This is a genomic window from Cereibacter johrii (genome assembly GCF_001720585.1).
Classification (GTDB): Bacteria; Pseudomonadota; Alphaproteobacteria; order Rhodobacterales; family Rhodobacteraceae; genus Cereibacter_A; species Cereibacter_A johrii.
In genome coordinates, this window is record NZ_MABH01000028.1 from 1 (window position 1) to 16,825 (window position 16,825).

Below are 16,825 nucleotides of genomic sequence, written 5' to 3' on the forward strand. Positions count from 1 at the left end.
CGGCTCGGCCATTCGCCGGGCCGGATCGACGGGCTTCTCGGGCCCAACACGCTCGAGGCGCTGACCGCCTGGGCCTCCGGGCCGGTGCGCGCGGCCGTTGACCGGGTGCCGCTGCCGGGCCATGCCGTGGCCGATACCCAGGGCGCCTATCCGCGGCAGGAGTCGGTCGCGACCTTCTACGGCGTGGCGGGCGGTCCCGACTGCACCGCCGGGATCGTCGAGCTGCCGATCCCGTTCCGCCTCGCTTGGGATCTCAATACGAGCGTCACGAGCTTCCGCTGCCACAGGCTGGTGGCGGCGCCCATGACGCGGATCTTCCGCAAGGCGGTGGCGCACTACGGCGCTGCCGAGTTCGAGCGGCTGCGGCTGAACCTCTTCGGCGGCTGCTTCAACCATCGGCCCATGCGCGGCGGCTCGGCCCTCTCCATGCATGCCTGGGGGATCGCCGTCGATCTCGACCCCGAACGCAACCCGCTCCGCTGGGGCCGTGACCGGGCGAGCTTCGCCGCGCCCATCTACGAGCCCTTCTGGACCATCGTCGAAGCCGCCGGCGCCACTAGCCTCGGCCGCGCCTGCAACCGCGACTGGATGCACTTCCAGTTCGCCTGCCTATGAAGGAGAAAGCCCATGTCCCCGATCTTCATTTTGGCTGTCGCGATCTGCGCATCAGCCTTCATCCTGCTCGTCGTCTGGCCGCTGGTGGGGGCCCTTGCCCGGGTGGCCCCTTCCGTTATCTCCGTCGCGATCCTTGCCACGCTTGCGTTGCCCGCCGCCGCCGCGACTGGCAGCGACCTCCTGACTGCGCTGACGCCCAGCCTACTCGATCTCGCAGGCGTGGCGCTCACCGCCCTGATCGGGTTGGCGACCGTCCGCTTCCAGCGCTGGACCGGGATCCAGATCGAGGCACGGCACCGCGAGGCGCTGCATTCGGCGATCATGACGGCTGCACGGGTGGCGGTCGCGCGGGGGCTGACGCGCGAGGTCGCGACCGAGTTCGTCTCGTCGTACACCCGTGCCTCGGTGCCCGAGGCCCTGAAGCGCTTGTCACCCTCTACCGAGACGTTCGATGCGCTTGTCCGGTCGAAGCTGCTCGAGATGGCCGAGCGCTGAGCATCCCGCCCGCCCGGGGCGCGGCAACCGGCCGCGCCCCTACTACCGCAATGCGCAGCTTGCGCAGCCGCGAGGCCCCCTATGCACGGCGCATCTGAAGCTCATTCACACGAAAGCAGGCAAGGTTGTACGGGGCGAAGTCTCTTCCTCCGAAAGCTGAGGAGCCACGCGCTTTCAAAATATAGGTTGAAGCGCGCCGTACCCACGCGTCAGATTGCCGTCCGAAACTTAGGGTTCGTCACGATCTGATTGATGAACGCGGATGCAGCGCGATTGAACGCCAATGCCGCATTAGGGCATGCTGAGTACGCGGAAAAGCTCGTCTTGTATTCGTAGCGGGTTGTAACGGTGTATCCTGCCGGAAGCTTGGGTGACTGTACGACGGCTGCCAGATCCCAATATCCGCTAAACGTGTCTACCTTCATATTGGTAAGCGTGACGGTGAGGGGTGTCCCGCGATCGCTATAGAGGCCAGCGGCCAAGAACTCCGCGGTTATAGCTTCTTGAAGGGCCTGCGCAGCCGTCTGCCCTCCGCCGACGTCGATCGGGCCGGCGAGCCGGCATGTCGGCTGTGTGTTAACACCCTCTGCCACAAGGAACTTCTGCACCTTGGCTCGCTTCCCCGCGGCGGCAACAGGTTGCAGCGAGATCGTATTCTGGGAACTTGTCTGATAAACGGGTGTAACGGATGTGTCGCAGCCAGCGAGCACGAGCATCGGAAAGGCCAGCAACGCCGTGCTAAGAGATAGTCTCATAGTTGGTCCTTGAAAGAAGAGGTTAGAAGGTAGGCACAGGTCGAACTGGTCACCGAAGTGTGGCGCAAGCTAGGCCAAAAAGTGAGCAATCTGACACATTCGCGACATGGCATCCGCGGCATCCTGCTAAGCCGGCCGCTCAAGCTGACTGCGCGAGCGGGCGCGCTGCGCAGGGAGCCGACTTCCGCTGCTGCGTGGCGGAGCGCGGCAAAATAGCGCGCCCGGCCGCAACTGGTCGAGGCGGATGGGGCGCTGCGGGATCTTCTCGGAACGGTGGTGGTCCGGCCGGACGCCGAAGCGGTCGACGGTCTGTGAATCGAGATCCGCGGCGATTTCGGGCCTCTGCTCGGCTCGAGCGGCGGCGGAATGCACAAAAACCTCCCGGAGGAGGTTTTCGTGTCTGCGTGTTAGATTTCGATGGTTGCGGGGGCGCGCTTTGGACTGTCGCGAACCGAGCAGATCCTCTACGCGAGCAAACTCTGACGGGCGTGCTCAGCGCGGTGGCAGGTTGGACAAAGTAACGCAAAATCGTTCACGGTCGTGTATCGAATGCCTTCCTGCATTGGGCACTTGTGATGGACATCAAGCATCCGACGCGGAGAAACCGAACTATCCGAAAACAGGGATATAGGATCAAACCCACAGTCGTCGCAGGTCAGCGCACCTTCCTTTTGCCGAATCCTAATGAATCTATCGACGATCCAAGCGGCACGTTTGCGGATCTTCACGCGCCGCTCCGAGTCCATGCCTTCAAGCGCGCTATCGGGCAACTCACGTTGCATCTGCTTCACTGCGGAACTGGAAAGCTGGCTCAGCTCCGCATATTCGAACTCGTCCTCGATAGCGATCATCGCATTCAACGCCGTAACCGGCTCAAGTTCGAGTTCTGCCAAGGACGCCTGCTTGGGCGGCGAAAAAGGACGCAGGGTTGAGGCTGAATGTTGAAAAACCCGTTCGTATGCCTCTTGGCCGAGAACGTCTTTCGCTTTTGGCTTCCCGGCAACGCGATAGGATTCGATGATCGGAAAAGCTACGGACCAGCGCCACTTCTTGCCGCCCCGCGCCCACATGTCCTGCAACCGATCATACTCAGATTGACCAAGGATGGAAACCAGAGGGCGGTGTGCATAACGTAGCCGATGCACGGCCACAAATCGGCCAGCCTGCTCTGCATGGCTCAACCGTTCTGCCAGATAGTCGGGGTGGTTCTCGAATCCTGGATTGGGCTTTTCAGCGGACTTGACGATGTATTCGATCACATAGCCGTTCCCGACTTGGTCTTGGATCGTCTTAGTGCATTTGTTGCGCGAGTTTTGGTTGTCGTTCATGGGTGTGAGCCCAATCCACGTCGTTCCGGCCAGCCAGTCAGCCTTGGCAGCCGTGACCGGGGCGGGAAGATCCTTGACTCTAAGCGCCACAGATCACCTCACACAGGAAAGAAAGATCATCACGACTCGGTAGGCCGGCTCATAGCAGGCAAGGACACGAGGATCTGGATCCATCTCGCCATGGAGCAGGGCGTTGCGCATCGCATAGAGCGTCTCGATGAGCCCCGAGAACAATTGCTCGTCGGTGCATTGGAACTGCACAGCGCCGATCTGTAGGGGCGGCGCACCGTTGCGAAGCAGGTCTGCCATTGGCCGCGGATTACAGGAGTCGTAAAGTTCCCGAAGTTTGGTCTGCTGATCCTCCGATAGGGCCCGAAAGGTGGCAAGTTCATAGAGGGCCGCCGGGTCGTATCGTTCCTGCGTTTCCTTGAACTTCTCTTGCGCATTTGCGGTGGAAACCACTCGGATTTCGATATGCCCCCCAGCGATCTTCCTCACGCTGAATTCGTGTCGCCGATGTTCCAGTCTTTCTTGGTTTAGGTTGCGCGGATTGATGCACACGGTGCGCAATGACACCCTTTCGCGGACGCCCTTTCGAATGATTTCCAGATGGATATCGTCAAGCCTTTGAAGAAGGGCAGATACAGCCTGCTGAAAGGCAATCGCGTCGGCTGTATCGTTATCCTCGCGCAGAAGCGGCAGAATACCACGCCTGATGGCGTTGGGCTGGTTCTTTACCCAGTTCAGCATCGCCCGTTCCTGCTCTTCGCGGGAGGCGTGCCGGAACCACGCGTTGAAGGCCGCCCAGGCCTTGACGAAGGGGCCGATGTAGTCGATCTCGGCCCGGTTCATCCACTCGATGGCGTGGGGAGGCAAAGCCATCAAATCGCCCCCTCTGCTTGGTCAAGGGAGGCCATGGCGGCGGGTTCTCCGGCTTCAATCGCAACCTCCACGGCGCGTTTGGCCGCCTCCAACATGCTGGCCGCACGGGCTTTTGCTGCCTTCGCGGCAATCACGCTCTGCGTCACCTGATCGGCCACGACGTCCGGGACATGGGGCAGCGGCAGGTTGAAGATGGCGGCGTCAGTGATGGCCGGATACATGCTGGCGCTGGCGAACAGGTCCAGCAGTTCGCAGATCACCGGCAGACGCAAGTAAGTTAGCAGCACTTCTGGCGCGATGTCGCGGGGCGCAACCACGACGAACCCGGACGAGCAGACGAACCCCTCTTGGTCGGGCGTGATCTGGGCAGACAAGCGGCGGATCGGACGCACGGTGGATGTGATGATGTCCCCCGCCCGCACATGCCATGTGGCCCGGCTGGGCGCGTCCTCCGTGGCAAGGCGCGTACTGGTGGCCGCCCCGGCCCCGTCGATGTCGCTGATCTCGATATAGTCGAAGGCCGCGCAGACATCGGGGCGGAATTTGTCGCGCCGTGGGTCGGCCACGTCCGCAATGGTGCGCCCATCCACCGCCAGCAGGTCAAGGAGGGCCTGAATGCGCGGGGCGTAAAAGCGGGCATCGAACCGGCCCGAGGCGAAGACATCCGATGCGCGGGCGGTGTAGGCGAGCGGTTCGGGCGGGGTCCAGTTGGCAAGGCCGAGGAACCCCAAGAGGCTTTGCTCTGCCTCCAAAGCATTGCTACGAGCCAATCTCCGCTTTGAAAGTGCCTGATTGAGCGTGTACTTGATCCGCGACTGGAACACATCGCTCAAAACCGGAATGGGGATTTCGCGGACTTTGGCGAGCGACATTCCCTGTTGGACCATTCCCGAAGAGTGCCGCGCAATGTAATCTTGGCCAAACTTGCAGTTCAGATAGGTCACGACGAATTGGGGCAGTAAGCCGCTGCCCCCGGAGAGTGAAATTCGAGCAACATCTTGGTCTATGATCGAGGGCAGGGCTTCATCTGTGACAATCGCGCAGTTTCCAACGGTTCCTCTGGTCGAAAGGATCAGGTCGTCATTCTCCAAGAGTGACCGCCTATTTGCTTCGACAACCCAGTCAGCCACTGTTTCAGCAGGCGAGCGATCAGCAAACCACGATCCAGCGCATTTCGCGGTCAACATGGCCGTTGGGGCATGTTCATCAACCTCATGGTAGCCATGGGGCCCGTCAGTGACGAACGCGGCCTTTCCAACGCGCTTTAGCTGATGTCGGTGTAAGGCTTGGTCTTCTGCGATGTATGCCTTTTGGAAGAACTGTGCATCAAATCGCAGATCCTGGGGCAATTCGATTGAGGAAACGACGGCTGCCTCAAGCCCCTCCAACAGACCGCTTAGGCGGCCTTGGTCGAAGGGGCGTTCCGAAAAAAACTGAAGCCCTCCTTACGGGCGAATTCCTCGAACGCTTCCGCGATCCCGTCCTCGGTCAGGCCATCGTGGTTGAACAGGTCATGCGATACGACAAAATGGCCGTGCGTGTCTCGCATGAACGTGCCGTCCGCGTTCTTGCGATAGACCTTGCGGCCCGAGTTATCGACGCTTTCCACCTTCTGCGTGGCAAAGAAGATGTCGTAATCCTCGACCTTCGGGCAGAGCGGCCCCTTGGCCGCATCGTCATTCCACTTCTGCACCAGCAAGACGCTGGTCTTGGTGCCGGTGTGCGGCTTGAAGGTGTTCGGGTGCAGCCCCACCACGGCGAGGATGCGGCAGCGTTCCATGATAAACTCGCGCAGGCGCTGATCCGAAGAGTTGTTGAACCGCCCCTGCGGCAGGACAACCGCCATCCGCCCACCGGGCTTGAGGAAGTCAAGATTGCGCTCGATAAACAGGAGGTCGCGGGCGACCGCCTTCTCCAGCTTGCCATCCTTCTTGTGGGCGAGGTCATACGGCGCAAGCATGTCGGACTGCTTGATGTCACCCGCGAAGGGCGGGTTCGCCATCAGCACGTCAAAGCCGAAGCTGCGATAGCTGGGGCTATCCGCCGCCTCGCCCTTTCCCTTTACGCGCAGCTTCCGCAGCCGTCGCCAGCCGTCACCGTAGGTGTCGAGCCATTCGTTTTGCTTGGCGGTCTCGTCCCACTTCGTCCAGTCGAGCGTGTTCATGTGCAGGACGTTGGTTTCGCCATCGCCCGCGATCAGGTTCAGGCAGCGCGAGACGCGAACGCTTTTCTCGTCAAAGTCGATGGCGAACACGTTGTCGCGCACATAGTCTTTGCAACGATCCGGCTTGGCCTCCATGGTGAACAGGTGGCTTTCCTCGCGCCCCAGGGTCCGCATGATCTGCCGCCAGACGTGGAACATGCTGTGCACGGTGAACCCCGCCGAACCGCAGGCAGTGTCGATAACCGTCTCGCCCTCTCTCGGATTCATCATCTTGACGCACATGTCGATCACCCACCGCGGGGTGAAATACTGGCCTTTTTCGCCCTTCGACGATTTCGAGACGAGGTATTCAAATGCGTCGTCGATGACGTCGAGGTTGGAGTTGAACAGCTTCCATTCTTCCAGCGAGCCGACGCAGACTTGAAGGTGGTCCGCTGAAAGGCGGATGCGTTCATCGTCAAGGAAGACGCCGGGCCATTTCTTCTTGGCTTCGTCGAACAGATTCTGGATCGCCACCTTGAGTTGCGCCGCCGTGTTCTGGTTGCGGAACCGCAGGGCGTTGCCCAGCCGGTGCGAGTTCATCTCGTCATGGAGCTTGGTGAAGATCAGCTTGAAGACTTCCTCGAAGACATCGACACCGGCATTGGCCAGAACCTCGTCTTCCATGTCTTCGATCAGGTCGCGCAGAGAGCGGGCAAACTTGCCCTCCTTAACCCGATCTTCCTCGAGGTCGATCAGGGTCTGGATGGTCCACGGTTGGTCGACGACATCCTCAATCGTCTGGTCAGCACGGGGCAGCTCGTGGATCGGCATGAAGTAGTTCGGGTTCTTCCGATGCCAGACCTCGGAAAGAATGCCATCACTCCACACCGCCAAGGGCGCACCGGTTGCGTGGGCGTATGAGCGGAGCTGCTCTTTGCCATCCTTATATTTGACCTGCTTCACCTCAACGATGATGTAGGGCACCGTTGCCCGATCAGCGTCAAAAACCACGATATCCGCCCGCTTTGACGAGTCCCGACCGAAAGTGATCGGATACTCGACAGCAATCTTGGACGACGGGTATTTCAACTTAAAGATGAGGCGGTGTAGCCAAAGCTGGCGGTTGCGTTCCTCGGGCTTCAGTTGCACCTCTTTGCCGCGAACAAGGCAGGTTACAAACGGAACTTGTTTGCCACGCACGTCCTTGTAGACGATGCGGGCTTCAAGCGCCTCCACATCTTCCTTTGAAAACAAAACGAATTCGTTGAATTCCGCGGACACTTTGTTCATTCTTGCCTACCTTGCCGATGCGGGCAGATGGCAATATTCAGCCGAACTTTTCAAGAGCCAACCTCGTGAAGATGGCTGCATCGAGTTCAGTCTGAACAACGCGATCAGGCAGCTGCGAGCCTTTGTCGCTGAAATTGCTCCTGCTGGATCATCGCCAGGACGAGGGCGATGACAGCAGCGAGAATTTTCCTCAGATGGGCGAGGATCTTGCGGATGTTGTGGCCGCAGCCGCAGAGGACTGCGCAAACCTGAGTGAGTTGATTCCCGCTCTCTGGACAGGTTTGCGGTGCAGCTTCCCGCCCTCCGTGTCAACCCGGCACCGAAGACGCGGGCGGCAGGGCGAGTGTCCGCTTAGACTCGATGCCGCAGAAACCCTGCCGCACCGCAGCCGGTCGGCTTCTCGCCCCCTCGTGCCTGCGCCCAACCTCTCGTTGGTCCCAGTACGACCGACTGCAAAGGGCTGGCTGGGTCTTTCGCCGTGCCGCGCTCGGATAGTGGCGATGCGCAGAGCGCGTCGTTTTGTCGCACCCGGCAGAACGGAGCCCGCAGTTTGCTCTCTGCACATTGCGTCGCTGCCGAAGCGAACTACGGAAGGCGGCATTCGCCGAAAGCCGCGGATGCGGTGCCGCAACTTCACCAGCGGGACGCGATTCACGTCCTGCACCCGGTGTCGATGGCACGGTTTCTCGGCAACGTGGTAGTCTCCGCGCGACCTGCCCGAGAGACCGTCGATGATCGCGCAATCCGGGCGGGCGTCGCCATGACAATTCTCGACAAGATGCCCGAGCATCTCTCGCAACCCGGTAAGTTCCGCGATCCTGCGATCAATCTCGCCAACCCTTTCAGTGCGATCGCCATCACATCCGCGCTCGCGCGGTCGCGGTCGGTATCGAGGGAGAGCAGCTGCCGACACTCCTCGACCGAAAACCCGAGGCTGCGGGACCGATGGATGAAGCGCAGGCGTAGGACGTCCTCGCTAGATAGTCGCGGTAACCTTTGGCAGCCCGGTCGGCGGTCAACAGACCGACGTTCTCGTAGTAGCGGATCTTCTTCGGCAGCAGGCCCTATTGCTTGGCGGCTGTTCCGATATTCATCGCGGCACCTCCGTAGCTGCTCCAGCCAACATAAGGGTTCCAGCTGCTGGCATATCCGGTGATCTCAATGGGCGCGGAGGCAAGAGGCCGCGCAGCTTGCACCGCGCGGCCAGTGTGATCTCAGTTGGCGTTCTCAGCCAGCCAAGCGGTCATCCGCTCGATCTCGGGGCCTTGCGCCGCGATGATCTCCTCGGCAAGCGCGCGCATCTGCGGATCGTCACCATGCTCGAGCAGAACCTCAGCCATGTCGATGGCGCCCTGATGGTGGGCGATCATTCCACAGGCGAAGGCCACGTCGGCATCCTCCATCATCATGCCTTCGTGCATGGCCGGCATGCTGATCATCATCTTGCGCACGTTCTCCCGGACATGCTCGGGCATGGATTCCAGGTCCATGCCTCCCATGCCCATCATCTCCATCATGCCGGCGCCCTGATTGCCAGCCATGTTCCCATGTCCCATGGCCGAATGGTCCATGCCGCCCGCGGTGGCAGCTGTCGTGCACTGCTCGGGGAGCTGGAACTCCGTCTCCTGCGCCAAAGCGGGCGCTGAGAAGGCGGTTGCGGCGACAGCCGCAGCGAGGATCGTCTTTCCGATGTTCATTTCAAATCTTCCGTATCATGTGAGTTTCATGGGCAACCAGACTGGCACACGTCGCGGCGGTGGCAGCACCACGCCTGGATTACTGCCCTTGCCAAGGACCACTGCCGGGACAATCGCCCCGTCGTCCCAGACAACCACGGGCAGGTCTTGCGGTTCGACCGAAATGCCCGGGCAACAATGCGCCATCATGCAACAGCTGATCGCAGAAGCGGCGCAATCGCCATCAGACGTGACATTGCAATAGAGGGCCGGGTCGTTCTGTTCGGCGTCTACGCGGTGGCCATGAATTTCTGCCTGAACCCCGCGATTATCGGATGATGCAGACCCATGGCCGGCAGGCGGCCAGACGAGGACGAAGGCCAGCGTCAGTAACGCTGTCAAACCCATTTTCCAATTCCACGCCGACTTCTTCATCATTGCTCGTCCATCCGGGGAAACCGCTCCGCCCACAACTCCAGTCCGCTCGCCATCAGCGCGCGCCTCCCGGCATCCTCACCGCCAGCCGGCAATACGTTGCGTCGCGGGGCGCGGCGGAAACCCGGTGTCCTGGAGCACGGCTCAGGCCATGTTGTAGATCTGGAACTGCATGAAGGCGCTCCCCTCAACCTGGTGAACCTTAAAGTTAGGGCTTCCAGTTAGTGGAAGGTCAAGAAGAGCCTTAGCCCGATCGATGTGCTTCGGCTCAACCTTCCGTGTCCGGGAGGCGATTATCGCGAGTCGATACGTCGACTACTGCGTTGTTGAAAAGGCGTGGCATCGAAACCGGTTGCGGGACGTGATCTACCCTCACGGGCAGGACGAGGGGGCTCTGGATGCGCGGGATGGGCGAGACGAGCGGATCGCTCTTCAGCTAAGTGGACCTTGAGGAGCGCATTCCTGCCCATCATCCCCTCCGCAAGATCCGCCGGGTTGTGAACGACGCGCAGCTCAGCATGGACGCCGAGGCCCTTCGGACGGGCCAAGACCCTAGGACCGATGGCGCAGCCAATGCTCCGAGGCGTGAAGCGCATCGGCGCCCAGTTCACCTTCACGATGGCGGCCCGCAACCTGGTCCGTCTCCCGAAGTTGCATGCGGCATGAGATCAGGGGGCGCACCCGGGCATGCCCAACCCGGGGAGCGAGTCTCCCTCGTCAGCCTGCCAAGGGAAACTGTTCCGACCGAGCGACTATTTCAGTGGCCTGCAGACCTTCCCCGCCCTGAATTCCGGGGGCCGTGAAGCGGACACTCCGGCCGTTTGGCGGCCCCCTGAGCATGCCGAACTTATTCGCCCAAGATGTGAGTGATCAGGTCGTGGGTGGCTCGAACCCGCGCCTCGTTGGGGTAGTTGCGGTTGGCAAGGACGACGACGCCCAGATCCTCGCTCGGCACTATCGCGATGTACCCCCCGAAGCCGTTCGTGGAACCTGTCTTGTTCAGGATGACCCCTTGATCAGGTACCGCGTCCACCTCGTCCATAGGCTGAGGCTGGAGGATGAAGTCGTATCCGTTCCCCTCCACCAGACGCTCCGGATCGACTGGCCAAGGATAGGCCTCCCAGATCATGGCCTGGGTGTACAGGCGTGTCCGGAACCGGCCCTCCTGCGTGGCGGCCACCGCACTTTGAACTTCGGGCGAGGCTGTGCCGATTCCGAGCTCGAGGTCGAGCAGCGTCAGCATGTCGCGAGCGGAGGATTTTACCCCGTAGGCTTCATCGTCCAGCACGCCGGGCGTAACCCGGATCGGCGCGTTTGTCTTGCGGTCATAGCCGAAGGCGTAGCGTCCCATCGCATCGGTGGGGACGTCGATCCACGTGCTCTTCAATCCGAGCGCCGGGAAGAGAACCGTCCGGGACGCATCAGCATAGCTCATGCCCAGCACGCCCGCGGTGATGTGCCCCAATAGGCCGATGCTGATGTTGGAATAGCTGCGCGCACCGGGCTCGGGCGGTCGCCAATTCCGCAGCCAATCGACCAGGCGATCGACATCTGCAACATCGTCCGGCACCTGCAACGGGAGGCCGCCGGTGTGGTGCGTCGCCAGATCGATCAGCGTCAACTCTCCTGCAGGAGAACCTCGCAGGGAGGGAAGATAGTCGGCGACCGGCGCATCGAGCGACAGCGCGCCCCGCTCCTCTGCCATGGCCGCCAGCGTCACGTTGAAGATCTTGCTGATCGAGCCGAGCTCGAAAAGAGTGTCAGGGGTTACCGGCTGCTGATCTTCGCGTGAGGCCAGGCCTGTCTGATAGAAACTGTGCCGTCCGCCGTGGGTCACGCCCACCACCAGACCGGGAATGTCATGCTCCTTGATGACGCTCTCGAAGGCCGCGGCGGCAGCGCTCTCGAACGACGGCGTGCTGTCTTGCGCAAGCGCGGGCGTCAGCGCGCCAGCCACGAGCAGGATAGGGAGGGGGGAAAGGTGCTTCATGTCCTGTCCTATACGATCATCGGAGCCGGGATAGACCGCGCCGACTGCACAGGGCAGACGACAAAGGGTTGGACTGCACATAAGTAGATCTCATGCCAGATCGTCCCGACATCCCGCTGAACGCCCTGCGCACCTTCGAGGTGGCCGCTCGTCAGGGCAGTTTTACCCGCGCAGCCGTCGAACTGCGCGTCACTCAGGCCGCCGTCAGCCACCAGATCGCGCGGCTGGAGGATATGCTGGGCGTGATCCTGTTCCAGCGAACGCCGGGTGGCCTGATGCTGACGGATGCGGGTCAAGCGCTGTTCCCGGTGATGGAGCGCGGGCTCGACGACATCGCCCGCATGCTGGACCGGGTGGCGGCGGGGCAGGCGGGCGAGGTGCTCAACATCGGCGTGGTGACGACCTTTGCGGCGGGCTGGCTCATCCCTCGGCAGCAGGCATTCGCCCGTGCGCATCCCGGCATCACGTTGCGCCTGTCCACCCACAACAACCGGGTGGAGATCGCGCGCGAGGGGCTGGACGCGGCGATCCGCTTCGGCGACGGCCAGTGGCCGGGGCTCGAGGCGCATCACATCATGGATGCCCCCATGACGCCGTTCTGCGCTCCAGATCTGGGGCTGCGGGTTCCGTCAGACCTTCACAGGCACACGCTTCTGCGCAGCTATCGGGCCGATGAATGGCCGGCCTGGTTCGCGCAGGCAGGTGAAAGCTGCCCTTCTCTGACGGGGCCCATCCTGGACAGTTCGATCGGGCTGGCGGAGCTCGCCTCCGAGAGGTTCGGGATCGCCTTGCTACCTGCGCCGATGTTCGAACGCCATGTTCGGGCGGGTCGGTTGACACGCCCGTTTGCCGCCACCGTGACCCTGGGCAGCTACTGGCTGACCGTGCCCAAGGAGCGACGCATGACATCAGCATCAAGAGCCTTGCTGGACTGGATGCGCGACGTGCTTCGTCAACCGCGTGCCCCTGAATGAAAGCGACCGCTCCGCGCCTGCCGCAGCCCGAGGACGCGGCACATGCAGGGCCGCGATTTACGAGACGCGCCCGGGTTCACTGAACCTGAGTGAACCCGGAAATCTTGGCCAGACCGTGAACACGCGCCTTTTACAACACGCGCCTTTGACGGCAGATCAATAACTTGGCTGGTGCCGCCCTTCTTTACACCGAGGATGTCGGGGGTTCGGGCCCCTCACCACCCACCAACCATTCGCATGACCGTCTGTTTCAGCGACCCATGCGCCACGGCTCCGCCCCATCCCCCGACCTGCGCTCTACGCATGCGGAGGGGGCGACAGGGCAGGGCAGCCGCCACCCGGCTGTGGGTGGCCGTTCCAGAGCGCTCCGGGCGTCATGCTGCGGTTCGGGTAGAAGGTCCTGGCTCGCGCGGATCGGGGCAGAGTTCTTTGCTCCTCCGCCCGAAATCGACGCCGGTTCCTTCGCCTCACGGGAAGGCCAAGGGCCGACCCGGCGGAGGATAGCCGCACGAAGGTGCCCGCGCATCTTGTCGACGGCGCGATCTCCCCGGACCAGGGGTCGAGAGGCCGGAGGTCGCTCTGCCCGAACCCGCCGCATCCGTCTCGCTCGGATGGCCGGTCGCGGGCTGAGAGCCCTCCTTGACCGCGATGCGCAGGCCTGAGCGCCGCGAGGCGCAGGCCCGCGGAGGTGGCTCACCAGAAATAGTGGGGGGTGCGGGTGAGGAGTTCGGGGGCGTCTGCGGTCACGATCACGATGTCCTCGAAGAAGGCCGAGCCCACGCCCTCGAGGGCGAGGAAGGCCTCGACGCCGAAGACCATGTTCTCCTCGACCACATCGCCCGGCAGCGACATGGCGGTCGAGATCCGCGGCTGCTCGAAGGACAGGCCGATCCCGTGGCCGTAGAAGGGGAAGTTCTTCATCAGGGGAGAGATCTCGCCGCCGAAGGCCTGTGTCATCCGGTCCCCCTCGGCCGCCACGTCCAGAAGACGCGCGCCGGGGCGCATCATGCCGATCAGCCGCTGGACGATGTCGTTGGTGGCCTCGATCAGCCGCCGCTGGTCGGCGGTGGGGGTGCCGCGCACCGCCGTCCGGCCGGGATCGAGGTAATAGCCCTGGAAGAAGGCCGCATGGACCGTGCCGCGCACCATGTCGCCCACGGCGGGCGTGTCGGCGCTCGATCCCGTGAGGGGGTTGCGGTAGTCATACTGCATCGTGTCGCCGTGATTGGTGCCGATCGCCTGCACCCGCCCGCCGCGCGCGACGGTCACGCGGGCGGCCTCGCCGGCCGCCTCGCGCTCGGACAGGCCCGACAGGAGGCCCTGCATCAGCACCGTGGTGGCCTCGGTCGCGGCCTCGCCGGCGATCCGGTAGCAATCGAGCTCTTCCGCGCTCTTGATCCGGCGCAGGCTGCGGATCAGGTCATCGGCCTCGACCCATTCGATCTCGGGCGTCCGCGACACGAGCTGCTGGTAATATTTCACCGGGATGAACTGGGTTCCGCAGAGCGCGACGCGCCCCGTGACGCCCCGGGCCACCAGCGCCTCGGCCACGCCTATGAACGGATGGTTGTGGCAGGCCACCCGGTCCATGGCGAGCAGATCCGCGCGCCCCTCGGGTTCGTCGATATGCAGCTCGGGCTCCTGCCCGCGGCGCAGGATCACCGCCGAGAAGGACCGCGCCGACCAGATCGTCGAATCGGTGCCGCCGCTGACCGAATAGTGGTTCGCCAGATAGAGCACGTCGCCGCAATTGTCGGTCGTCCCGCCGCCGCGCGAGAAGACGACGGCCGTCTCGAAGCCGCGCTCGGCCATCAGCGCCTCGGCCTTCTGCCAGCGACGCTCATATTCGGATCGGGAAAAATAGCGGCTCATGGAGCTCCTCGCGGTCTCGCGCCGGGCCAGCTGCGCAAGGACTTGGCCTGATTTCAGTATACCGAGCGTATTCCGCGTTCGGCAAGTCCGGCGTGGCAGAGAGTCGCTGGCACCCTTGGCGGGCACGGACCTGCCCGATCGTGCAGCACCCGTGGGCAAAGCCTGCATCTTTCTTGACAGGTTCGTAAAAGACGGTTCCGAATGCCATTGGTATACTGAATTTGCGTTTCCATGGCGACCGCTTCCCCCCACCACCGTCTGCATGAGCCTTGCCGACCTTCCGAAAGGACTGCCCGATGCGCGAAAGCCACCTTCTCCCTGCCGCCCGAGGCGCAGCCTATGCGGTGAGGGCAGGCCAGTGCGCCACGATCCGCAATCCGCATGGCACGCAGGTGGTCGACACCTGGGCGCTGGCGCTCGACGATCCGTTTGACCATTCGGCGATGGAACATACGCGCTCGGTGAACAGCAATCTGTTCTTCGAGGCAGGTCAGCGGGTGATGTCGGTCCGCCGCCGGCCGATGCTGACCATGATCGAGGACACGACGCCGGGCCGTCACGACACGCTGCTCTGCCCCTGCAGCGCCGAGATCTACCGCGAGCTCGGCTGCACGGGGCACCACCGCAGCTGCACCGAGAACTTCCACGAGGCGATCGCCGCGCACGGGCTGTCGCTGCCCTTCACGCCCGCCTCGCTCAACCTGTTCATGAACGTGCCGGTGGCCTTCGACGGCAGCCTCGACCGGCTGCCGCCGCGCAGCCAGCCGGGCGACCTTGTGACCCTGCGCGCCGAGATGGACCTCCTCCTCGTGCTCTCGGCCTGCCCGCAGGACGTGACGCCGATCAACGGCAGCGCGCGCACGCCGCGCGACATCGAGGTCATCCTCCATGCAGAGGGAGAAGAGGCATGACGGACGGTGCACCCCTCCTCCGCCTGCGCGAGATCCGCAAGAGCTTCGGCACCTTCGAGGTGCTCAAGGGCGTGTCGCTCGATGTGGCGCAGGGCGAGGTGGTTTCGATCATCGGCGCCTCGGGCTCGGGCAAGTCCACCTTCCTGCGCTCCATCAACGTGATGGAGATGCCGCAGGCGGGCAAAATGGATTTCGGCGACTTCCATTTCGACTTCCGCAAGGGGGCGGCCTCCCATCCGACGAAGGTCCAGCTGCAGAAGCTGCGCGCCGAAATCGGCATGGTGTTCCAGAGCTACAACCTCTGGCCGCACATGACCGTGCTGCAGAACGTGATCCATGCGCCGATGACGTTGCGCCGGACCCCGCGCGCGCAGGCCGTGGAAGAGGCCGAGGCCCTGCTCGCGCGGATCGGCCTCTATGAAAAGCGCGACAGCTATCCCGCGCGTCTGTCGGGCGGCCAGCAGCAGCGGGTGGCCATCGCGCGGGCGCTGGCGATGAAGCCGCGCCTCATGCTGTTCGACGAGGTGACCTCGGCCCTCGACCCCGAGCTCGTGCATGAAGTGCTGGTGCTGATGGCCTCGCTCGCCGCGGACGGGATGACCATGCTGCTCGTCACGCACGAGATCGCCTTCGCCCGCGACGTCTCGAGCCGCGTGCTCTTCTTTGATCAGGGGGTGATGGCCGAGCAGGGCCCGCCCGACAGGGTGCTGCGCAACCCCGAGAGCCCCCGGCTGCGGCAGTTCCTGCACCGCATCCTGCACGACGAAATGACCCGGACGACAGAGGATCAGGCATGAACGGCTCTCTTCTCCAGGATATCGCCGCCTACGGACCGGGCTTTCTCAAGGCCGCCTGGCTCGTCTTGTGGCTGACGCTGCTCACCATCCTCGTGAGCTGGGCCTGCGGCCTCCTGGCCGCGCTCGCCCAGCGGTCGGACCTGCGTCTCGTGCGCGGCGCCGCCGCCTTCTACATCTGGTTCATCCGCGGCACGCCCGCCCTCATCCAGATCTTCATCATCTATTTCGGCCTGCCGCAGCTCGGCCTGCGTCTGTCGCCCTTCACCGCGGGCGTCATCGCGCTCGGCATCAACTCGGGCGCCTATGTGGCCGAGATCGTCCGCTCGGGCCTCTCGGCCATCCACCGCGGCCAGACCGAAAGCGCGCTGGCGCTGGGGTTCAGCCAGAGCCAGACCATGCGCACCATCGTGCTGCCGCAGGTCTTCCGCATCATCCTGCCCTCGATCACGAACGAGGCGATCTCGACGCTGAAGAACACGTCGCTCCTGTCCACGATCACGGTGGTCGAGCTCACGCTCTATGCGCAGACCCTGATCTCGGCGACCTTCCGGCCCTTCGATTTCTACATCGCCGTGGCCGTCATCTATCTTGTCCTCACCACCGTCCTCACCCAGATCGCGAACTGGGGCGAGCGGCGCTATGCAAGGCTGAGCTGACCC

16 protein-coding genes and 1 pseudogene are annotated in these 16,825 nt (G+C 63.1%); 6 read left to right on the forward strand and 11 right to left on the reverse strand.

Going from position 1 to position 16,825, the window contains the following annotated elements:
* The coding region (locus A9O63_RS01220; protein ID WP_069330288.1) for a M15 family metallopeptidase at positions 1-615 on the forward strand (615 nt) is incomplete at its 5' end.
* 12 nt (positions 616-627) lie between these two features.
* Complete coding sequence (locus A9O63_RS01225; protein WP_069330289.1) at positions 628-1,110, forward strand: hypothetical protein; 483 nt, start codon at positions 628-630, stop codon at positions 1,108-1,110.
* Between the two features lie 209 nt (positions 1,111-1,319).
* Here the strand turns inward: A9O63_RS01225 and A9O63_RS22515 are convergent, their stop codons facing one another.
* The 10 genes and pseudogenes from A9O63_RS22515 to blaRHO form a co-directional block, all read right to left on the reverse strand.
* Positions 1,320-1,865, reverse strand: a complete 546-nt coding sequence (locus A9O63_RS22515) for a YajG family lipoprotein (RefSeq protein ID WP_141703020.1) — start codon at positions 1,863-1,865, stop codon at positions 1,320-1,322.
* A gap of 464 nt (positions 1,866-2,329) precedes the next feature.
* Positions 2,330-3,283: an HNH endonuclease gene (locus A9O63_RS21685; RefSeq protein WP_141703021.1), complete on the reverse strand. Its 954-nt coding sequence runs from the start codon at positions 3,281-3,283 to the stop codon at positions 2,330-2,332.
* Between the two features lie 3 nt (positions 3,284-3,286).
* Positions 3,287-4,075, reverse strand: a complete 789-nt coding sequence (locus A9O63_RS01235; RefSeq protein WP_069330291.1) for a hypothetical protein — start codon at positions 4,073-4,075, stop codon at positions 3,287-3,289.
* The gene (locus tag A9O63_RS01240; RefSeq protein ID WP_141703022.1) at positions 4,075-5,166 is read right to left on the reverse strand and encodes a restriction endonuclease subunit S domain-containing protein; all 1,092 of its coding nucleotides are present in this window, start codon (positions 5,164-5,166) and stop codon (positions 4,075-4,077) included. The genes A9O63_RS01235 and A9O63_RS01240 overlap by 1 nt, the downstream gene beginning before the upstream one ends.
* A 305-nt stretch (positions 5,167-5,471) precedes the next feature.
* The gene (locus A9O63_RS01245) at positions 5,472-7,511 is read right to left on the reverse strand and encodes an N-6 DNA methylase (protein ID WP_069330293.1); all 2,040 of its coding nucleotides are present in this window, start codon (positions 7,509-7,511) and stop codon (positions 5,472-5,474) included.
* A 104-nt stretch (positions 7,512-7,615) separates the two neighbouring features.
* Positions 7,616-7,753: pseudogene (locus tag A9O63_RS22520) on the reverse strand (IS5/IS1182 family transposase); the annotation flags it as partial.
* A gap of 409 nt (positions 7,754-8,162) precedes the next feature.
* Positions 8,163-8,660: a MerR family DNA-binding protein gene (locus A9O63_RS23235; protein WP_328585877.1), complete on the reverse strand. Its 498-nt coding sequence runs from the start codon at positions 8,658-8,660 to the stop codon at positions 8,163-8,165.
* A 65-nt stretch (positions 8,661-8,725) separates the two neighbouring features.
* Complete coding sequence (gene copM / locus A9O63_RS01250) at positions 8,726-9,208, reverse strand: CopM family metallochaperone (RefSeq protein WP_069330294.1); 483 nt, start codon at positions 9,206-9,208, stop codon at positions 8,726-8,728.
* Positions 9,209-9,223: 15 nt separating this feature from the next.
* Positions 9,224-9,625: a hypothetical protein gene (locus A9O63_RS22525; RefSeq protein WP_141703023.1), complete on the reverse strand. Its 402-nt coding sequence runs from the start codon at positions 9,623-9,625 to the stop codon at positions 9,224-9,226.
* Positions 9,626-10,469: 844 nt separating this feature from the next.
* A complete protein-coding gene (gene blaRHO, locus A9O63_RS01255) occupies positions 10,470-11,612 on the reverse strand; it encodes an RHO family class C beta-lactamase (RefSeq protein WP_069330295.1) in 1,143 nt (380 codons plus the stop codon).
* 92 nt (positions 11,613-11,704) lie between these two features.
* Between blaRHO and A9O63_RS01260 the strand changes: the two genes are divergently transcribed.
* The gene (locus A9O63_RS01260) at positions 11,705-12,586 is read left to right on the forward strand and encodes a LysR family transcriptional regulator (protein ID WP_069330296.1); all 882 of its coding nucleotides are present in this window, start codon (positions 11,705-11,707) and stop codon (positions 12,584-12,586) included.
* Positions 12,587-13,279: 693 nt separating this feature from the next.
* Here A9O63_RS01260 and A9O63_RS01265 read toward each other — a convergent pair.
* Entirely contained in the window at positions 13,280-14,458 is a 1,179-nt protein-coding gene (locus tag A9O63_RS01265) for a M24 family metallopeptidase (protein ID WP_069330297.1), read from the reverse strand.
* Between the two features lie 296 nt (positions 14,459-14,754).
* Between A9O63_RS01265 and A9O63_RS01270 the strand changes: the two genes are divergently transcribed.
* The 3 genes from A9O63_RS01270 to A9O63_RS01280 are packed head-to-tail and all read left to right on the forward strand — an operon-like array spanning position 14,755 to position 16,822.
* Entirely contained in the window at positions 14,755-15,369 is a 615-nt protein-coding gene (locus tag A9O63_RS01270) for a DUF1989 domain-containing protein (RefSeq protein WP_069330298.1), read from the forward strand.
* Positions 15,366-16,166, forward strand: coding sequence for an amino acid ABC transporter ATP-binding protein (locus A9O63_RS01275; protein ID WP_069330299.1), 801 nt, complete (start codon positions 15,366-15,368; stop codon positions 16,164-16,166). The genes A9O63_RS01270 and A9O63_RS01275 overlap by 4 nt, the downstream gene beginning before the upstream one ends.
* The gene (locus A9O63_RS01280; protein ID WP_069330300.1) at positions 16,163-16,822 is read left to right on the forward strand and encodes an amino acid ABC transporter permease; all 660 of its coding nucleotides are present in this window, start codon (positions 16,163-16,165) and stop codon (positions 16,820-16,822) included. Before A9O63_RS01275 ends, A9O63_RS01280 begins: the two co-directional genes overlap by 4 nt.
* Positions 16,823-16,825: the final 3 nt, after the last annotated feature.